Origin of the sequence: Pseudonocardia xinjiangensis (genome assembly GCF_050948425.1) — a bacterium.
Classification (GTDB): Bacteria; Actinomycetota; Actinomycetes; order Mycobacteriales; family Pseudonocardiaceae; genus Pseudonocardia; species Pseudonocardia xinjiangensis.
Genome location: NZ_CP192009.1, coordinates 1026697 through 1045057, shown reverse-complemented (window position 1 = coordinate 1045057; position 18361 = coordinate 1026697). Strand labels below are relative to the sequence as shown.

At 75.7% G+C, this 18361-nt stretch carries 13 protein-coding genes; 7 read left to right on the top strand and 6 right to left on the bottom strand.

Going from position 1 to position 18361, the window contains the following annotated elements:
* The first annotated feature begins 5 nt into the window (after window positions 1-5).
* The 3 genes from xylA to ACQPZA_RS05100 are packed head-to-tail and all read left to right on the top strand — an operon-like array spanning window position 6 to window position 3798.
* The gene (xylA, locus tag ACQPZA_RS05110; RefSeq protein WP_169397705.1) at window positions 6-1193 is read left to right on the top strand and encodes a xylose isomerase; all 1188 of its coding nucleotides are present in this window, start codon (window positions 6-8) and stop codon (window positions 1191-1193) included.
* Entirely contained in the window at window positions 1190-2587 is a 1398-nt protein-coding gene (gene xylB, locus ACQPZA_RS05105) for a xylulokinase (RefSeq protein ID WP_433278809.1), read from the top strand. The genes xylA and xylB overlap by 4 nt, the downstream gene beginning before the upstream one ends.
* Window positions 2584-3798: an ROK family transcriptional regulator gene (locus ACQPZA_RS05100; protein WP_433278807.1), complete on the top strand. Its 1215-nt coding sequence runs from the start codon at window positions 2584-2586 to the stop codon at window positions 3796-3798. The genes xylB and ACQPZA_RS05100 overlap by 4 nt, the downstream gene beginning before the upstream one ends.
* A gap of 79 nt (window positions 3799-3877) precedes the next feature.
* On the opposite strand, the gene ACQPZA_RS05095 is transcribed toward ACQPZA_RS05100, so the two are convergent.
* Window positions 3878-4642: a hypothetical protein gene (locus ACQPZA_RS05095; protein ID WP_433278805.1), complete on the bottom strand. Its 765-nt coding sequence runs from the start codon at window positions 4640-4642 to the stop codon at window positions 3878-3880.
* Between the two features lie 128 nt (window positions 4643-4770).
* On the opposite strand from ACQPZA_RS05095, the gene ACQPZA_RS05090 reads away from it, so the two are divergent.
* Window positions 4771-5448 (top strand): response regulator transcription factor, encoded by a 678-nt coding sequence (locus ACQPZA_RS05090; RefSeq protein WP_433278803.1) that lies wholly within the window; start codon window positions 4771-4773, stop codon window positions 5446-5448.
* 60 nt (window positions 5449-5508) lie between these two features.
* The gene (locus ACQPZA_RS05085; RefSeq protein WP_433278801.1) at window positions 5509-6921 is read left to right on the top strand and encodes a HAMP domain-containing sensor histidine kinase; all 1413 of its coding nucleotides are present in this window, start codon (window positions 5509-5511) and stop codon (window positions 6919-6921) included.
* A 17-nt stretch (window positions 6922-6938) separates the two neighbouring features.
* On the opposite strand, the gene ACQPZA_RS05080 is transcribed toward ACQPZA_RS05085, so the two are convergent.
* Window positions 6939-7937, bottom strand: a complete 999-nt coding sequence (locus ACQPZA_RS05080) for a potassium channel family protein (RefSeq protein WP_169400557.1) — start codon at window positions 7935-7937, stop codon at window positions 6939-6941.
* A gap of 144 nt (window positions 7938-8081) precedes the next feature.
* On the opposite strand from ACQPZA_RS05080, the gene ACQPZA_RS05075 reads away from it, so the two are divergent.
* Window positions 8082-8456, top strand: a complete 375-nt coding sequence (locus ACQPZA_RS05075; RefSeq protein WP_433278799.1) for a DoxX family protein — start codon at window positions 8082-8084, stop codon at window positions 8454-8456.
* A 153-nt stretch (window positions 8457-8609) separates the two neighbouring features.
* Here the strand turns inward: ACQPZA_RS05075 and ACQPZA_RS05070 are convergent, their stop codons facing one another.
* Complete coding sequence (locus ACQPZA_RS05070; RefSeq protein WP_433278797.1) at window positions 8610-9719, bottom strand: saccharopine dehydrogenase family protein; 1110 nt, start codon at window positions 9717-9719, stop codon at window positions 8610-8612.
* 156 nt (window positions 9720-9875) lie between these two features.
* Here ACQPZA_RS05070 and ACQPZA_RS05065 point away from each other — a divergent pair, with 156 nt between their 5' ends.
* Window positions 9876-10409 (top strand): DUF1697 domain-containing protein, encoded by a 534-nt coding sequence (locus ACQPZA_RS05065; RefSeq protein ID WP_433278795.1) that lies wholly within the window; start codon window positions 9876-9878, stop codon window positions 10407-10409.
* A 30-nt stretch (window positions 10410-10439) separates the two neighbouring features.
* Here ACQPZA_RS05065 and ACQPZA_RS05060 read toward each other — a convergent pair whose 3' ends face one another.
* The 3 genes from ACQPZA_RS05060 to ACQPZA_RS05050 all read right to left on the bottom strand — a co-directional run bounded on the left by ACQPZA_RS05060 (window position 10440) and on the right by ACQPZA_RS05050 (window position 18330).
* Entirely contained in the window at window positions 10440-13775 is a 3336-nt protein-coding gene (locus ACQPZA_RS05060) for a UvrD-helicase domain-containing protein (protein ID WP_433278793.1), read from the bottom strand.
* A 41-nt stretch (window positions 13776-13816) separates the two neighbouring features.
* On the bottom strand, window positions 13817-14755 hold the full coding sequence (locus ACQPZA_RS05055) for a glycoside hydrolase family 16 protein (protein ID WP_433278791.1): 939 nt from the start codon (window positions 14753-14755) through the stop codon (window positions 13817-13819).
* Between the two features lie 179 nt (window positions 14756-14934).
* Window positions 14935-18330 carry an ATP-dependent helicase gene (locus ACQPZA_RS05050; protein ID WP_433278789.1) on the bottom strand — a complete coding sequence of 1132 codons (3396 nt, stop codon included), beginning with the start codon at window positions 18328-18330 and terminating at the stop codon, window positions 14935-14937.
* Window positions 18331-18361: the final 31 nt, after the last annotated feature.

Here is an 18361-nt window from a genome sequence, read left to right as displayed (position 1 = left end):
TCCCAATGCCGCAGCCCACTCGCGAGGATCGCTTCAGCTTCGGGCTCTGGACGGTCGGCTGGCCAGCCGCCGACCCGTTCGGCACCGCGACCCGGCCGGCGCTCGACCCCGTCGAGACGGTGCACCGGCTCTCCGACCTCGGCGCGTGGGGCGTGACGTTCCACGACGACGACCTCATTCCCTTCGGCTCCGACGCGGCCGAGCGCGACCGGGTCGTCACCCGGTTCAAGGCCGCCCTCGAGGAGACCGGGCTGGTCGTCCCGATGATGACCACCAACCTCTTCACCCACCCCGTCTTCAAGGACGGCGCGTTCACCAGCAACGACCGCGGCGTGCGCCGCTTCGCACTGCGCAAGGTGATCCGCAACCTCGATCTCGCCGCCGAGCTGGGTGCGAAGACCTACGTGTTCTGGGGTGGCCGCGAGGGCGCCGAGGTCGACTCGGGCAAGGACATCGCCGCCGCGCTGGACCGCTACCGCGAGGGCATCGACCTGCTCGCCGCGTACGTCAAGGAGCAGGGCTACGGCATCCGCTTCGCCATCGAGCCCAAGCCGAACGAGCCCCGCGGCGACATCCTGCTGCCCACCCTCGGCCACGCGCTCGCGTTCATCGCGCAGCTCGAGCACGGCGACATCGTCGGCGTGAACCCCGAGGTCGGCCACGAGCAGATGGCCGGGCTCAACTACACCGCCGGCATCGCGCAGGCGCTGTGGGCGGACAAGCTCTTCCACATCGACCTGAACGGCCAGCGCGGCATCAAGTACGACCAGGACCTCGTGTTCGGCCACGGCGACCTGATGAACGCCTTCTCCACCGTCGACCTGCTGGAGAACGGCGCCCCGGGCGGCGGCCCCCGCTACGACGGGCCGCGCCACTTCGACTACAAGCCGCTGCGCACCGAGGACATCGACGGCGTCTGGGCCTCGGCCGCAGCCAACATGAGCACCTACCTCCTGCTCAAGGAGCGCGCCGCGGCGTTCCGGGCCGACCCCGAGGTGGCCGAGGCGCTGGCCGTGTCCGGGGTGGCCGACCTGGCCAAGCCGACGCTGAACTCCGGCGAGACCGTGGCCGACCTGAAGGCCGACCGCGGCGCCTACGAGGACTACGACGCGGTGAAGGCGGGCGAGCGCGGCTACGGCTTCGTCCGCCTCAACCAGCTGGCACTCGAGCACCTTCTCGGCGCTCGCTCATGACTCTCGTCGCGGGGGTCGATTCGTCGACGCAGTCGTCGACCGTCGTGATCCGCGACGCGATGACGGGCGAACTGGTCCGCTCCGGCCGGGCACCACATCCGCCCGGCACGGAGGTCGACCCGAACGCGTGGTGGGACGCCCTACAGGGCGCGATCGCCGACGCTGGCGGGCTCGATGGCGTCGAGGCGATGGCCGTTGCCGGGCAGCAACACGGCATGGTCTGTCTCGACGCCGACGGCGAGGTCGTGCGGCCCGCGCTGCTGTGGAACGACACCCGTTCCGCAGGCGCGGCCGCCGACCTCGTCGCTGAGCTGGGCGCGAAGGAGTGGGCCGAGGCGGTCGGCAGCGTGCCCGTGGCGTCGTTCACGGTGACGAAGCTGCGCTGGCTGGCCCGGCACGAGCCGGAGCACGCGGCCGCCACGGCGGCCGTGTGCCTTCCGCACGACTGGCTCACCTGGAAGCTGCGCGGCACCTCGTCCTTCGACGACCTCGTCACGGACCGGTCCGATGCGAGCGGCACCGGCTACGTCGACCTCACCGGCGAGTACCGGCTCGACCTGCTGGAACGCGCGTTCGGCCGCTCCGACGTCCGGCTGCCCCGCGTGCTCGGGCCGGCCGAGGCCGCGGGGCGGACGGCCGACGGGGTGCTGCTCGGCGCGGGCGCTGGCGACAACGCGTCGGCGGCGCTCGGCCTCGGCGCCGGCCACGGTGACGTCGTGGTCTCGCTCGGCACGTCGGGCGTCGTCTCCGCGGTGACCCCGACGGTCGTGAGCGACGAGACCGGGACCATCGCCTGCTTCGCGTCCGCGACGGGGGAGAACCTGCCGATCGTCGTCACGCTCAACGCTGCGCGGGTGCTCGACGCGACCGCCCGGATGCTCGGCGTCGATCATGCCGAGCTCTCCCGGCTCGCACTGTCCGCGCCGGCCGGGGCGGGCGGGCTGGTGCTCGTGCCGTACCTGGAGGGCGAGCGCACGCCGAACCGGCCCGACGCCACCGGTGCCCTGCACGGGCTGACGCTGGCGAGCTCCACGCCTGCCCACCTCGCGCGCGCCGCTGTGGAGGGGCTGCTCTGCGGCCTCGCCGACGCCCTGGACGCCCTGGTGGCGGCCGGGGTGCCGGTGCAGCGGGCGTTCCTCGTGGGTGGCGGTGCCCGGTCGGAGGCCGTGGCCCGGATCGCTCCTGCCGTGCTCGGCCGTCCCGTGCTGTTGCCGACGCCGGGCGAGTACGTGGCCGACGGCGCCGCGCGCCAGGCGGCGTGGGTGCTGTCCGGCAACGCGGAACCGCCGGTGTGGGCCGCGGCCGACACCGTCTCGTTCGAGGGCGAGCCGACGCCCGCGGTGCGGGAGCGGTACGCGGAGGTCCGCGAGATGACGGCGCACCGACTCACGTGAGCACCGTTCCTGCCGACGCGGGCGACTCGCGCACACCTGGCGGGCAACTCGCGGGGTCGGAACGGGCGACTCGCGGGGAGGTGGTGGCACGCCACGGCGCGGGGCAGCACACGGTCCGGCGGCACAACCTCGCACTCGTGCTGAGGGAGGTCGCCGGGCCGCACCCGGTGTCCCGGGCGGCGGTCGCCGCGAGCACCGGGCTCACCCGCGGCACCGTGTCGTCGCTGGTGGAGGAGCTCATCTCGGCCGGGCTCGTCACGGAGCTGGAGGCCGCGCGCGGCGGCACCGGGCGCCCGGCCAGCCCGCTGCGGCTCGACCCGTCCGGGCCGGCCGGGCTGGGCGTCGAGATCGGCGTCGACTCCGTCGGCGTGTGCGTCGTCGACCTGACGGGAGCCGTGCGGGCCCGGCGGGTGGTCGGCTCCGACCATCGCGACGACGTGCCCGCCGTCGGGCTCGCCACGGCCGAGGCGCTCGCCGCCGAGGTGGTCGCCGAGGCCGGGCTGGTCATCGCCGGAGCGGCCGTCGCGCTGCCCGGTGTCGTCGGCACGGACGGGGTGCTGGTGCGGGCACCGAACCTGCCCCGCTGGGTCGACGTGGCGGTGGGCGACGAGCTCGGCGGCCGCCTCGGCCTGCCCGTGCAGGCCGGGAACGAGGCCGACCTCGCCGCGCTGGCCGAGCTGTGGTCGGGCGGGCCCGCCGACGCCGTCCACGTCTCGGGCGGCATCGGCGTCGGCGCCGGGATCCTTCTCGGCGGCACGCTCTTCCGGGGTGCAGGCGGCCGGGCCGGGGAGATCGGCCACGTCGTCGTCGAACCGGACGGTCCGCCGTGCAGCTGCGGCGGCCGGGGCTGTCTGGAGACCGCGGCCGGCCTGGAGGCGATGCTGCGGGCCGCCGGCGCCCCCGACCTGGAGTCGCTGGTCGCCGCACCCCCGCCGGACGTCCTCGCGCGAGTCGGACGCGCGCTGGGCGTGGCGCTGGCCGGAGCGGTCAACCTCCTCGACGTGCCCGCGGTGGTGCTCGGAGGCAGCTACCCGCGGTGCGGGGCCGCGCTGCTCGACGCGGTCCGCGCCGAGCTGGCCGCCAGGGTGGTCTCCCGCCCGGCCGTCGACGTCCGCTTCTCCACGTTGGGTGCCGACGCCGCCCTGCGCGGCGCGGCCACGGCGGTGGTGCACGACCTGCTGGCCGACCCGGCAGCAGCGAAGCGCCCCTGAGGGCCACGGGGAAGTTCAGGAAAGCCACTTTCCTGCCCTGAGAGTTCCTGAAAGTGGCTTTCCTGAACCTGGGGCGGGGCTACGACGCCCGCGGCAGCACCCGGATCCCGTCGGCGCGGATCGTGGTGGCGTCGGCGGCCACGCCCGTCAGCACCACGACGTCACCGACCACCGGCTTCTGGGACAGGGCGGTGACGTCCACGGTGACCGTCAGCCCGTCGACCGAGGTGACAGTGGCCCTGTCGCCGGTCAGCGCGGTCACGGTGCCGGTGACGCTCGCCTGCGGCGTCCAGACCGCACGGGCGACGGCCGTGGCGCCCGTCCCCTGCACCTGGACGACGACCCGCTCACCGGTCTGCAGGTCGCCCAGCGCGCTGTTCTGTGCACCCTGCACGACGGTGTCGCCGTCGGTGCGCAACGTCCGCTGGGCCCCGCCGTCGACGTTCACGACGAGCGTGCCGTCGGCGACCGAGACGACGGTGCCGGTGAGCACGGGCGCGTTCGCGAGTCCGGGGCCGCCCCCGCGGGGCGGGCCGCCGAAGGGGCCGCCCGGCCCCGGGCCACCGGGCCCCGGGCCGTGCCAGGGGCCGCCGTTGCCGGGGCCGTGCCAGGGTGCGCCGGGGGCGCCCAGCTCGCCCATGGGCCCGTGCCGGTCGAAGCCCGGGCCGAACCGGCCGCGGTCCGGGATCAGCAGCGCGGCCGCCACGCCTCCGGCAACCAGCAGCGCGACGATCACGGCACCGATGATCACGCCCCGGCTGCGGATGCGGGAGCGCCAGGGCCGCGGCGGCGGCGGTGGGGGGAGGGGGTGCTGCTCGGTGGGAGGGTCGGTCGGGGTGGTCATCGCTTCTCCTGGTGGCTCGATCCGGTGCCACCGACGGTTGCGCCCGATCCTGAACCGGACCTGAAGCCGGGCCACACCTTCAGCCGATCTTCAGCCGGCCGGCGCCGGGAGCAGCGCAGAATGGTGTGGTGACCGCGCGCGTACTCGTGGTGGAGGACGCCGAGGCGATCCGGGCCGCGGTGCTCGCCGGGCTCGCCGAGGCGGGCTTCGCCGGGTGCGGACGCGCCGACGGCCGCACGCTGGAGGAGGACCTCGAGGCGTTCCGGCCCGATCTCGTGGTGCTCGACGTCATGCTTCCCGGACGCGACGGCTTCACACTGCTCGACGTGGTGCGCCGACGCAGCGACGCCGGGGTCGTGATGCTCACCGCCCGGGACGCGGTCGACGACCGGCTGCGCGGGCTGCACGGCGGCGCCGACGACTACGTGATGAAGCCGTTCGCGCTGGCCGAGCTGGTCGCGCGGGTGACGGCCGTCCTCCGGCGCACCGGCCGCACACCGTCCACCGTGGAGGTGGGCGACCTGCTGGTTGACGCCACCGCGGGTTCGGTGCGCCGTGGTGGCGTCCCGATCGAGCTGACGGCCACGGAGCTGCGCCTGCTCGACTACCTCGCCGCGCAACGCGGCCGCGTCGTGAGCAAGGGCCAGATCCTCACCAGGGTGTGGGGCTACACGGACTACGACCCGAACCTGGTGGAGGTGCACGTCTCCGCGCTGCGCCGCAAGCTCGGCGAGCCGCGGCTGGTGCACACGGTGCGGGGGCTGGGGTACGTGCTGCGTACCGACGGGCCGGAGGCTCCGGCGTGAACAGCACCGACGGGCCGGAGGCTCCGGCGTGAAGAGCGCCACCGGGCCGGGAGCGCCCGCGTGACGGGCGCCGGGTCCCGGCTGCGCACGGTGTCCCTGCGCCGCCGGGTCACCGCGCTGAGCATGCTCGTGCTGGCCGCGGTACTGGTGGCGGTCACCGTCCTGGCCGACGTCGTGTTCTCCACGCAGACCCGCTCCGGCCTGCGCGACGAGCTGGCGGTCCGGGCCGCGCTGGCCGGTCAGCTCGTCGCGCAGCGGGTCCCGGCTGCGGAGGTGGCTCGCCAGGTGGAGGCGCCCGGGATCTACGCCGTCGTCGTCGCGCCCGACGGGAGCGTGTACGACGGCGGGCCGGACGCGCCGAGACCACCGTGGCACGGGCCGGGCGGTCCGGGCGGTCCGCGGCCGCCGTGGCAGCACGGTCCGGGCCGCCCCGGCGGGGGTCCCGACGCGGACGCCGGGCCGGGCGACCAGACGCTGCAGCAGCCGTTGGCGGACGGCTCCCGGCTCACGCTGGTGGCCGACGGCGGACCGGTGACGGCGGCGCAGCGGCTGCTGCGGCGCACGTTGCTGCTGCTCAGCATCGCGGCGCTCGCCGTCGCCGGGGTGGTCACGCTGCTCACCACCCGCGTCGCGCTGGCCCCGCTCGACTCCATGACCGCACTGGCCCGGTCGATCACGCGGGGCAACCGCGGCCGCAGGCTCGCTCCGTCGCGTACCGACACCGAGCTCGGCCGGGCCGCATCCGCGTTCGATGCGATGCTCGACGAGCTGGAGGGCGCCGAGGCGGCGGCGCGGGCGTCGGAGGCACGCACCCGGCGGTTCGTCGCCGACGCCGCGCACGAGCTGCGCACCCCGCTGGCCGGGGTGCAGGCCGTGGCCGAGGCCGCCATCGCCCCGGGTCTGGACGCCGAGGAGCGCGACCGCCTGCACCTGTTGCTGCTGCGCGAGAGCCACCGGGCCGGCCGGCTGGTCGACGACCTGCTCGCGCTGGCGCGCATCGACGCGGGCATCGAGCTGCGCCGCGAGCCGGTGGACCTGCTGGAGCTGGCCCGTTCGGAGGCGGACCGGATCCGGTTGCTCGCGCCGGACCGCGAGGTCGAGGTCCACGGTGAGCCGACCGTCGTCCCGGGCGACGCGGCCCGACTGGGCCAGGTGGTGGGCAACCTGCTCGACAACGCGCGTCGCCACACACCCGCAACCAGCCGGATCACCGTCGACGTGACGGCGACCGGGAGGGGGATCGCCACGGTGCTGGTGGCCGACACGGGTCCCGGAGTGCCACCCGCCGACCGGGAACGCGTCTTCGACCGGCTCGTGCGGCTGGACGAGGCCCGCAGTGCGGACGACGGCGGTGCCGGGCTGGGGCTCGCGATCGCCCGCGGGATCGCGCGGGCCCACGGGGGCGACCTGCGCTGCGTCGAGCCGCCGGGCGGGGTGGGTGCGGCGTTCGCGCTGACCCTGCCGACCGCCTGAGCCGGCGCGCTCCGAGGTCAGTCGTCGTCGGGCAGGGTGGCCTTGCGGACGTAGAGCAGCCGGTCGCCACGCTCGAGGGCGTCGACGGCCGAGGCGTCCACGCGGTGGAGGTGGTCACCGCGGACGACGCCGAGCACGATGTCGGGCAGGTGGCGCGGCGACCCGCCGACCTCGGACTCCTCCACCGGCCGCTCGCTGATCGCGAACCCGGCGTCCGGGGTCAGCAGGTCCTCCACCACGTCGACGACGCTCGGCGTGGTGGTGGCCATCCCCAGCAGGCGGCCGGCCGTCTCCGCCGAGACGATCACGGAGTTGGCGCCGGACTGACGCAGCAGGTGCACGTTTTCCGACTCCCGCACCGCTGCCACGATCCGGACGTCCGGCGCGAGCTCCCGCGCGGTGAGCGTGACGAGCACCGCCGTGTCGTCCCGGTTTGTGGCCACGATGATCGCGGTGGCCTGCTGCAGGCCGGCGATCCGCAGCACGCTGGAGCGGGTGGCGTTGCCGGTGACGGTCACCAGCCCGAGCGCCGACGCGGCATCGAGCCGGGTGCGGTCGGTGTCGACGACGACGATGTCGGTGGGCTGTGCCCCGTCGCCGAGCAGCGTCTCGACCGCGGCCCGGCCCTTCGTGCCGTACCCGACGACGACGGTGTGGTTCCGCACGCGGGACCTCCAGCGCTCGATGCGAACTGCCTGTCGGGAGCGCTCGGTGAGCAGCTCGACCGTGGTCCCGACCAGCACGATGAGGAACAGCAGCCGCAGCGGCGTGATGACCACCGTCGTGAGCAGGCGTGCCTGTGGCGTGACGGGGACGATGTCACCGTAACCGGTCGTGGAGAGCGACACGGTGGCGTAGTAGAAGGCGTCGCCCAGCGAGATCGGGGTGTTGCTGTTGTTGTCGACGTACCCGTTGCCACCGAAGTAGACGACCAGCGCGGCGGCAGCCAGCGATCCGAATGCGACAGCGAGCCGCCGCAGCAGTGCCACCACCGGGCTGGCGGCGGTGTCGGGCATCCGGATGAGCCCCACCAGCGAGGGGTCGGCCAGCGGCCGGCGCTGATCGGTCACGGCGCGGAGAGTAGCTGTCGGACCCGGGGACACGCTCGTCGACCGACCCTGGCGTGGCAGGCGTCGCGTCGTTCACGGGATGATCTGCCGATGCGGGCACGAGAGCGACATGCCGCGGTGGGCCTGGCCACGCTGCTGACCACCGCGGGAGCGCTCCACTTCGCCGTGCCGCGCTACTTCGACGCGATCGTGCCCGGATGGGTGCCGGGGTCGCCGCGGTCGTGGACCCTCGTGTCCGGGGCGGTGGAGCTCGGCGTGGCCGCGGCGGTCGCGGTGCCACGCACCCGGCGTCTCGGGGGCCTGGCGGCGGCCGGCCTGTTCGCCGCGGTGTTTCCCGCCAACGTCCAGATGGCGATCGACTGGAGGCACCGCTCCCCCCGCGAGCGGGCGATCGCCTACGGGCGGCTGCCGCTGCAGGTCCCGCTGGTCCTCTGGGCCCTGCGGGTCCGCCGGGACGCCCGCTAGGAGGGTGCTGAACACTCCGCTCGTAGCGAGCGGTGATCCAGGTGGTGGCATCGCCAGGCGGAGGAGGGGCCGCTGTTGTATCGGGCCCGCCGACAACGCCGCGAGGGCGCCGCCTGGGCGCCGCGCAATAGAGCCGAGTTGTTCAGCGCGCTCCTAGGACAGATCTGTGACGAGCCCGGCCTCCGCGGCTCCCGCGGTCAGCTCGTCGAGACCGAACGCCGTCACCGGGTCCAGTGCGCCGCTGCCGCGGACCCCGTGCCCGGCCGCCCGGCCCGCCGCCCAGGCGAGCAGGCGCGCGGTGAACGCGTACGCGTCGGGCGCGGTCATCTGGGTGCGGGCGAGCAGGGTGCCGGTGCCGTCGAACACCTCGGCCACGACGTGCGACCGCATCCCGGCCAGCGCCTCGGGCGAGGGTGCGTCCGACGCCGTGCGCGTCACGAACCCGGCCACCGCGGCCAGCGCCCGCCCCGCGCCGGGCACCCGGCCGAGCAGCGGCGTGACCCGCGATCCGAGGTGCACGGCCTGGCTGGCCGCGCCGAACCAGCCGAGGTAGACGTCCACCGTCCGCAGCCCCGGGGCGAGCCGTGGCAGCGCGAACTGCTCGCTGCCACCGACCGTCACCCCCGGCCGCGGTCGACCGGCCACGTCGAACGTGCGGAGCCGGGCGCCTGCCGGCTCGGTCCGCAGCGCGCCGTCGCGCCAGGCGTGCGACTGCTCGACCGCCGTACCCACCACCGACCGCAACGTCCCGCGCGAGAACGCCTGCCCCCGCCCCGCGCCCGTGATGAAGTAGCCGACGTCCACCCGCACGGCGGCCGCACCCGCGTCCCGCAGCGCCAGCGCCCCGGCCAGCACTCCCGGCACGTAGTCGATCCCGAACGCGGTGAGCAGCGTCGCCACCGCCCGCTCGGCCGCCGGGCCGTGCTGCTCGAACACCTGGCGGACGAACGGCGGCTCGCCCGTGGAGTCCAGGTAGATCGCCCCGGCTCCGACCGCCGCGGCCACCGCGGGTCGGCCGAGCTGCAGGAACGGCCCGACCGTGCTGACCAGCACGTCGCCCTGCCCGACTAGCGCAGCGACCGAGCGCTCGTCGGTGACGTCCGCCGTGGCCGTCTCCAGGCCTCCGAGCCGGTCGGCGAGGGCCGCCAGCCGGGCCGGATCACGTCCGGCCAGCACGGGGCGCAGCCCCCGCGCCACCATCTCCTCGGCCACCCGCCCACCGGTGTAGCCGGTGGCGCCGAACAGGACGATCCTCGCGCTCACGCCCGGACCCTAACCGCCCCCACCCGCCCGCGAGTCGCCCGATCCCGACCCGCGAGTCGCCCGATCCGGACCCGCGAGTCGCCCATTCCCGACCCGCGAGTCGCCCGTTCCCTCGCGCTTCCCGGACGACGACGGGAGTGCCGGTACCGTGCCCGCGTGCCCCGACATGTCGCACTCCTGCGCGGGATCAACGTCGGACGCCACAAGCGCATCGCCATGGCCGACCTGCGCGCGTTGCTGACCGGTCTGGGCTACACCGACGTCCGCACGCACCTCAACAGCGGGAACGCAGTCCTCACCGGCGACGACGCCACCCCCGCCGAGCACGCCGAGCGGATCGAGACGGCCATCGCCGCGGATCTCGGCCTCGACGTGCGGTGCGTCGTCCTCACCGCGGACGAGCTGCGCGCGATCGTCGACGGCCACCCGTTCCCGGACGTGGCGACCAACGGGTCCCGGATGATGGCCCACATCCTCGCGACGGCGCCCGACCCGCCCCTGCTCGCCGAGAACGACCCGGTCGGCCTCGACCCGGACAACGCGCGCCTTGGCGAGCGCGTGATCTACCAGTGGTGCCCGGACGGGGTGCTCGCCGCGCCGCCGGTGGGTGGCTTCGCGGAGAAGCACCTCCGCGTCGCGGTGACCGCCCGCAACTGGAACACGATGACGAAGCTCGTCGAGCTGCTCTAGACCGGAACCTCTGCACGCGTCGTCGAGGGTCTAGGTCGGCACGGCGGGGACCGACAGCACGAGCTCCCGCAGCCCCGCCGCGTCGAGCAGGTCGGCCGGGCGGAGCGTGACGTCGTGGCGCACGAAGTGGAACGCCGCCCGGACCTGCTCCGGCGCGCATCCCGCCAGCGCCGCCCACGCCAGCCGGTAGGCCGCCAGCTGCACCGCGAGGGCCGGCATCCGGGACTCGTCGGGCAACGCGCCGGTCTTCCAGTCCACCACCGTGAAACCGCCGTCCGGGTCGGCGTAGACCGCGTCCATCCGGCCGCGCACCCCGATGCCCGCCACCACGGTCTCGAACGACACCTCGATCTCGACGGGACGCCGGTCGGCCCATTCCGAGACGAGGAAGGCGTCCTGGAGCTCGGTGAGGGCGTCGTCGGGAGCGGCGCCCTCATCGGCGGCACCGGGCAGCTCGTCGAGGTCGAGCAGCTGCGCCGCCCCGAACCGCTGTTCCAGCCAGGCGTGGAACGCGGTGCCGCGACGGGCGTGCGGGTTGGGCGGCAACGGGAGCGGGCGCCGCAGCCGGGCCGCCAGCGCTGCGGGATCGCCCGCGAGCTCGACGAGCTGGCTCACCGTCAGCTGCGGCGGCAGCGCCGCGGTGGGCCGGGCCCTGGCGGCCGCCCGCTCGGCGAGCAGCACGTCCACGTCGGCGGCCCAGCCCTCCGGATCGGCCCAGGCCTCCGGGTCGTCGCTCTCGTCGTCCTCCGGCGGCGGCTCGTCGAACGAGCCCATCAGCGCGAGCTGGGATCCCGGCTCGGCCGCGTCGGCCCGGACGGCGTGCACCTCGTCGAGCTCGCGCAGCGCCGAGCGCACGAGTGCCGCCCCGGCGTGCACCGCTTCCGAGCGCTCCGCCAAGGGGTCGGTGGGCCACAGTGCTGTGGGCTGCTCGAGGGTCGCGGGGTTGACCTCGTCGCCGGCCGGCTCCTCGGCCCACTGCTCCGCGCCGTGCACGCGGGCGATCTCCACGAGGAACTCCGACGGTTCCCGCGGGCGGTCCCCGGCCGCACCCCACCGGTGGCCGGAGGCGAGCAGAACGTGCTCGGAGCGGGTGAGCGCCACGTAGAACAACCGGCGCTCCTCGGTGAGCCGCCGCTCGTCGAGCGCGTCGGAGTGCTCCTTGAGCGCGCCCTCGAGCTCCTTGCGGTCGCCGCCGTCGGGGAGCTGCAGGACGGGCAGGTCCGCAGCGTCCCCCCGCAGCTCGACGGGGAGCTCGGCCGCGCTGGTCAGCCAGGTGCCGCCGATCTTGCGGCCGGGGAAGACCTGCCCGACGAGGTGCGGGACGGCGACGACCTCCCACTCCAGTCCCTTGGCGGCGTGCACGGTGAGCACCTGCACGCGGTCCGGCGCGACCTCGACCTCGCCGGGGGTCAGCCCGTCCTCGGCCTTCTCCGCCGTCTCCAGGAAGTCCAGCAACGCGGGCAGCGTGGCCACCTCGGCACCCGCGGCGAAGTCGGCCACGACGTCGGCGAACGCGTCGAGGTGGGCGCGGCCCACCGGGCCCGGTCGGGCCGCGCTCTCGGCATCGAGCAGCAGCACCCGCTCGGCGTCGGCCACCAGGTCGGTCAGCGGGGCGGCGCCCCTGGCCCGGAGCCAGCCCAGCTCGCGGGCGAGCCGGGTGATCCGCTCGAAGCCCTCCGGCGAGTACCGCGCGGCAGGGCCGGGGTCGTCGAGGGCGTCGACGAGCCCGGCCTGCTCGGCCTGCTCGCCGGGCAGCGCGCCGAGGGCCAGCTCGGCAGGCGTCAACGGCCCCGGACGCGAGGGCTGCGGCGGCACCACCTCCCTGGCCCGCTGCCACAGTGCCGCGAGGTCGGCGACGCCCAGCCGCCAGCGGGCCCCGGTGAGCAGCCGGACGGCGGCGGGCCCGGCGAGCGGGTCGGCGACCAGCCGCAGGGCGCTCACCAGGTCGCGGACCTCCGGGGTGTCCAGCAGGCCCCCGAGCCCGACGACCTCGACGGGCAGCCCGCGGGAGCGCAGGGCCGCCGCGATCGCGTCCATGTCGGCGCGGCGCCGCACCAGCACCGCCGACGTCGGGGGCTCGGCTCCGGCCTCCTCCGCCGTGCGCCAGTGGGTGGCGATGCCGTCGGCCATCCAGTCGAGCTCGGCCGCGATGTCGGGCAGCAGCGCCACCCGCACGTCCCCGGTCCGCGTGCCCGGCCCGGCCCGCAGCTCCCCCACCCCGACCGCTCCCGGCGCGGCGCGCAGCGGCGCGGACACCGCGTTGGCGAGCGTGAGCACCTCCGGCGGGTTGCGGAAGCTCGTGAGCAGCCCGTACTCGTCGGCCGGTCCGTCCCCGGCGGGGAAGTCGGTGCGGAACCGGACGAGGTTGCCCGCGCTCGCGCCCCGCCAGCCGTAGATCGACTGGAACGGGTCGCCGACAGCGGTGACCGCCGGCCCGTCGGTGCGCAGCGGTTCCCCGGGAGGAGCGCCGAACAGGGCGCGCAGGAGCACCCGCTGGGCGTGCCCGGTGTCCTGGTACTCGTCGAGCAGCACCGCGCGGTAGAGCGCCCGCTCCGCCTCCCCCACCTCGGGGTGCTCCGCGGCGACGCGCGCGGCGATCGCGAGCTGGTCGGTGAAGTCGACGGCCCGCTCCGATCGCTTGCGCGCCGCGAACGCCTCCACCAGCGGCAGCAGCGCCGCCCGCTGGCGCTGGGCGCCCACCCACCGCTGGTAGGTCTGCGACGGCTCCGCCCGCTGCCGCTTGCCCGGCGGGGCCGAGGACAGCACGGACACGAGCTGCTCGGCGTGCCGGCGCACCGCTTCGAGGTCGACGAGGTGCTCGCCCAGCTCCCCGGCGAGCGAGAGGAGCCGCTCGGTGACCGTGGCCGGCATGAGGTCGATCTCGAGGTCGTCGGCCCAGCTCGTGACCACCCGGTGCGCGACCTGCCAGGACGCGGTCTGCCCGAGCAGGCGCGACGCCGGCTCGGCGGGCAGCCGCAGCGCGTGCTCGGCAACCAGGCGTCCGGCGTAGGCGTGGTAGGTGGAGATGCTGGGTTCACCCGCGACCACGGCCGCGCGCCGCTCGCCGCTGGGGTCGAGCTCGTCGAGCAGCCGGGAGCCGGCGAGGCGGCGCAACCGCGAGCGCACGCGGGCGCCGAGCTGCTGGGCGGCCTTGCGGGTGAACGTGAGCCCCAGCACCTGCTCGGGCAGCACCTGACCGGTGGCGACGAGCCAGACGACCCGGGCCGCCATCGTCTCGGTCTTGCCCGCTCCCGCCCCGGCAACGACCAGCGCCGGGCGGGCGGGCGCCGCGATCACCTCGGCCTGTTCGTCGGTGGGCGCCGGCAGCCCGAGCGCGATGGCCAGGGCGTGCGGGGTGAGCTCCACGCGAGAGTTCTACCGCAGCGCCACGACACCCGGCCGCGCCGCTACATCTTGGAGATCCGCACCCAGTCGACCTCGAGGTTGACCTCGTCAGGGGTGGTGTCGTCGCGCGGCGGGATCCAGTCCTTCTTCGGGCCCTGGTCGAGCTGGATCGTGAGGTGCATCGGCTTCGTCGGGATCACCGTCTTGTCCTTGTTCTCGTACTTCTTGACCCCGTCGACGTACCAGGTGATCCGGTCGGGCAGCCATTCGAGGGCGAACGTGTGCCACTTCGTGTAGTCCCCCGGCACCGACGTGCCGTTGACGTTGTCGGTGCCGTCCGGGCCCCAGTGCACCACGAAGTGCGCGAGGTCCCGGTTCTCGCCGGGCACCTCCATGATGTCGAGCTCGCCGTCCTCCGGCCACTTCTCGGAGTCGGGCCAGAGCAGGATCGCCGAGCCGAACCCGCGTCCCGCGTCGGTGCGGGCCCGGAACTCCCAGCGCCCGTAGAGCTGCCCGGTGGTCTGGCCCATACCGCCGGAGACGTCACCCTTGGCCGTGATCTTGAGCGTGCCGTCGGACTGGCTGATCGCCTCCGGCTTGCGGTAGCCGGTGCCGAAGCCGCCGACGCTGTCGTAGAGGTCCCAGCCCTTGGAGTCGAGAACCGGGCCGTTGAACTCGTCGCCCCCCGCGGGGTGCCACGTGGTCCCGCCGCCTCCCGAGCCGCTCGCGACGTGCGCTCCCGACGCGCCCCGGGAACCGCCGGAATGGGGGCCCGGCGTGGCCGACGGACGGCCGGACGTGGGGCTCGGCGTCGTGGTGGGGGCGGAGGTGGTCGGCGTCGGCGTGGGAACGGTGGACGTGGGCGGGAGCGCCTCGAACAGGTCGGGCGCGTTGTCGGGCGCGGCGCTGCTCGGCCCCGGGCCGCCCGCACAGGCGGCGAGCACCACGACGAGTCCGGCGCAGACAACGGATGAGCGCATCCGCCTCGCGATCCGGGACATCCCACCTCCTGGCAAGCACACCGGGGAGGGGAGCCGCGGGAGCGCCGGTGTGCCGACGCACCGTACCCGCTGTGATCCTTCCGCTCGAACCAACCACCCGGGCGGGCCGGGATCACCGGTTCGAACAGCAGGTCTCACACAGCGTGACCACGGTGGCGTCAGGCGCCCGCGTTCCGGCTCTACGGCTGGGTGACCTGCCGGCCGGCCTCGCTGAGCGGGCAGCTGACCCGCACCGGGCAGCGGTCGCAGTCGGGGCCGACCCGCGCGATGAACTGCGCCCCGGACGTCTCGTCCGCGCAGTGGCGCAGCACGTCCTCCCAGCGCGCCAGCTCGGTGTCGTCGAGCGGTGGCTGGACGGGCTCCTTCACCTGCCCGTTCGCCTTCTGGTCGGCGAGGTAGACGAGCCGCGCTCCGCCCGGGCGCGCTCCCGGCTCCAGCAGCTCACCGAACGCGCCGAGCGCAGCCGCGAGCTGGTAGACGGCCAGCTGCGGATGCTCGGCGGCCGCCCGACCGCTGACGGCCGTGCGGCCCGTCTTCACGTCGACGACCACCGGGCGCCCTTCCGGGTCGACCTCCAGCCGGTCGACCCGCCCCCGCAGCCGCAAACGCGGGGCGCCCCGGGCGGACGCCTCGTCATCCGGCCCCTGACCGCCCACCAGATGCAGGCCCGGTTCGTCGCCCGCCAGGTCGAGCTGCACCGGCTGCTCCACGGCCACCAGCCGCAGCCCCTCCGCCCGGCTCGCCCGCACCCAGCCGTCGAACGCCGCCAGCATCCCCTGCACCCGGGACAGCTCGCGGCGACCGAACCAGGGCGCCCCCGCGTCGAGGCGCGACCATGCCGACCGCAGGGCCACCTCCAGCTCGGCGTCCTCCGCACCGGCCGCGCTCGCCTGCACCAGCGCGTGCACCAGCGAACCGGTGACGGCGGCCAGCGCCCCGACCTCGCCGCCGCCGTGGCGCTCCAGCACCCACCGCAGCGGGCACCGGACGATCTTCTCCACGTCCGACGGCGACACCGGCACGACCTCCCCCGGCGTGCGCAGCGGAGCGTCGCTCGACACGGGAGCCAGCCCGTACCAGTCGTCGGGACGGGCGCCGGGCACCCCGGCGGCGGCGAGCCGGGCCAGCTGCACCGCCGCGCGACGACGGCGCTCCGCGGCCGCCGGGTCGTCACCGGGGTCGGCGCACACGGCCCTGCGCAGCTCACCCACCAGCTCGGCCAGCACGAGCGAGCGGCCCGGCCGGTAGACCGGGCGGTCGGCCTGGGTGGCCGGCACGGGGTCGAGCTCGTCGAGGAAGCGCGAGGGCTGCTCGTCCTCCCCTTGCACCGCGCTGACCAGCAACGTGTGCCGGGCCCTGGTGCACGCGACGTAGAACAGGCGGCGTTCCTCGGCGAGCAGGGGCGCGATCCGGGAGACGGTCTCCCCGGGCTCGGCCACGCCGCCCACGAGGTCGACGAGCCGCTCGTTGCCCAGGAGGCTGCCGCGCAGCCGCAGGTCGGGCCAGCTCCCCTCCTGCACGCCGGGCACGGCCACGACGTCCCACTCGCGTCCGCGGGCGGCGTGGGCGGTGAGCAGCGAGACCGCGTCGCCCCGGGGCGCCCGCGGCGCGAGCGAGTCGGTGGGCAGCTGCTGGTCGGCGAGGTACTCGAGGAAGCTCGCCACGCCCGCGCCCGGCAACCGGTCGGTGTGGCGGGCGGCGACGTCGAAGAGGGCGAGCACGGCGTCGAGGTCGCGGTCGGCCGCGGCACCGACCGGGCCGCCGCGGGCGCTGGCCTCGCTCCACCGCGGCCCGAGCCCGCAGGCCTGCCAGACGCGCCACAGCACCTCCTCGGCGCTCTCCCCGTCGCGTGCGGCGTGCCCGGCGATGGCCAGCAGCGTGCCGACGCGGCGCAGCGGCGACGTGTCCTGCGGTGGGAGCGCGACGAGTGGGTCGGGACGCCCCTCCGCCGCCGACCGCAGCGCCGCGACGAGCAACGGATCGCTCCCCGAACGCTCGATGTCGACCGGGCGCACGGAGTGCTCGCCCTCGTCCGGCGGCTCCGGCTCCGGTGGCGCGTCCACCGGGCGGGTGCCGGCGTCGAGCCGCAGCAGGCCCCGCCGCAGCCTCCGCATCCGCATGGGGTCCGCAGAGCCCAGGGGCGACGTGAGCAGGGCGGTGGCCGCGTCGGCGTCCAGCTCCTGGGGGCGGGTGGCACAGCGCAGCACCATCAGCAGCGGGAGGACCGCGGGCTGGCGCGCGAGCGGCAGCTCGTCGGGGGGCGCGGCGACCGGCACCCCCGCGGCCAGCAGAGCCCGGCGCAGCGTGGGCAGCGACAGGCGGGTGGACCGGGACAGCACCGCCATGCGCGACCACGGCACGCCGTCGGACAGGTGGGCGCGGCGGAGCTGGTCGGCCACCCAGCCCGCCTCCTGCGACGCCGAGCCGAACACCCGGACCGCCACCGTGCCCTCCGGGCCGTCCGGCTCGCCCGGTGGCGCCACCCGCTCCCGTCCCGAGCCGGATCCGGACAGCCGCGCCACCAGCCGCGCACCGGCCGCCCGCACGGCGGGCGCGCTGCGATGGTCGACGGTGAGCAGGACCGTCTCGGCCCGGACGGCGCGCAGGCCGCCCGGATCGGCACCGCGGAACGTCAGCACGGCCTGGTCGCGGTCGCCCGCGAGCAGCACGCTGGTGGCGGTGGAACCCAGCGCGCGCACCAGCTCCATCTGCTGGGGGTCGAGATCCTGCGCGTCGTCGACGACCAGATGCCGGACCCGCTCCCGCTCCGCGGCGAGCAGGTCGGGGTCGGACGCCAGCGCGTCGAGCGCAGCCGACACCAGCTCCGCCGCGTCCAGTGCCGGGGCGGTGGCCTGCGGCGCGCCACGGCCCGCAGCACCCCGGAGCAGGATGACGTGCTCGTAGGTGCGGAAGAACCGCCCCGCCGCGGCCCACTCGGGCATGCCGTGGCGGATGCCCAGCTCGGTGAGCTCCTCGGGCCCGAGGCCGCGCTCGGCCGCCCGCAGCAGCAGCTCGCGGAGCTCGGCGGCGAACCCCGGCAGCCCGAGCGCCGGGCGCAGCCGCTCCGGCCAGCCCGAGTCGGGCGCTCCACCGCGCTCGGGGCCGTCGAGCTCGCCGGCCAGCAGGTCACGCACCACCGCGTCCTGCTCGGCGCTCGCCAGCAACCGGGGCGGCGGATCACCGTTGCGCGCCGCGTGCAGCCGCAGCACCCCGAACGCGTAGGAGTGCACGGTGCGCACCAGCGGCTCCCGGGACGTGCGTTCCGCTACAGCGTCGTCCTGGTAGACCAGGTCCCCGATCCGCTCACGCAGCTCCCCCGCCGCGCGCCTGCTGCCGACCAGCAGCAGGGTGCGCTCGGGATCCGCCCCGGCCCGGATCCGCGCGGCGATGCTCTCCAGGAGCAGCGTGGTCTTGCCCGTGCCCGGCCCGCCGACCACCCGCAACGGCCCTGCCTCGTGGGCGAGCACGCGCCGCGCGGCGTCGTCCCAGACCAGCTCGCGCGGCACCGCCCGCGGTCTGCGGACGAGGCCCGGCGCGAGCGCGGCGGGCCCGGCGGGGCGATCGTGACGGGACACGCGGCGATGCAACCACGAGGCCCCGACACCG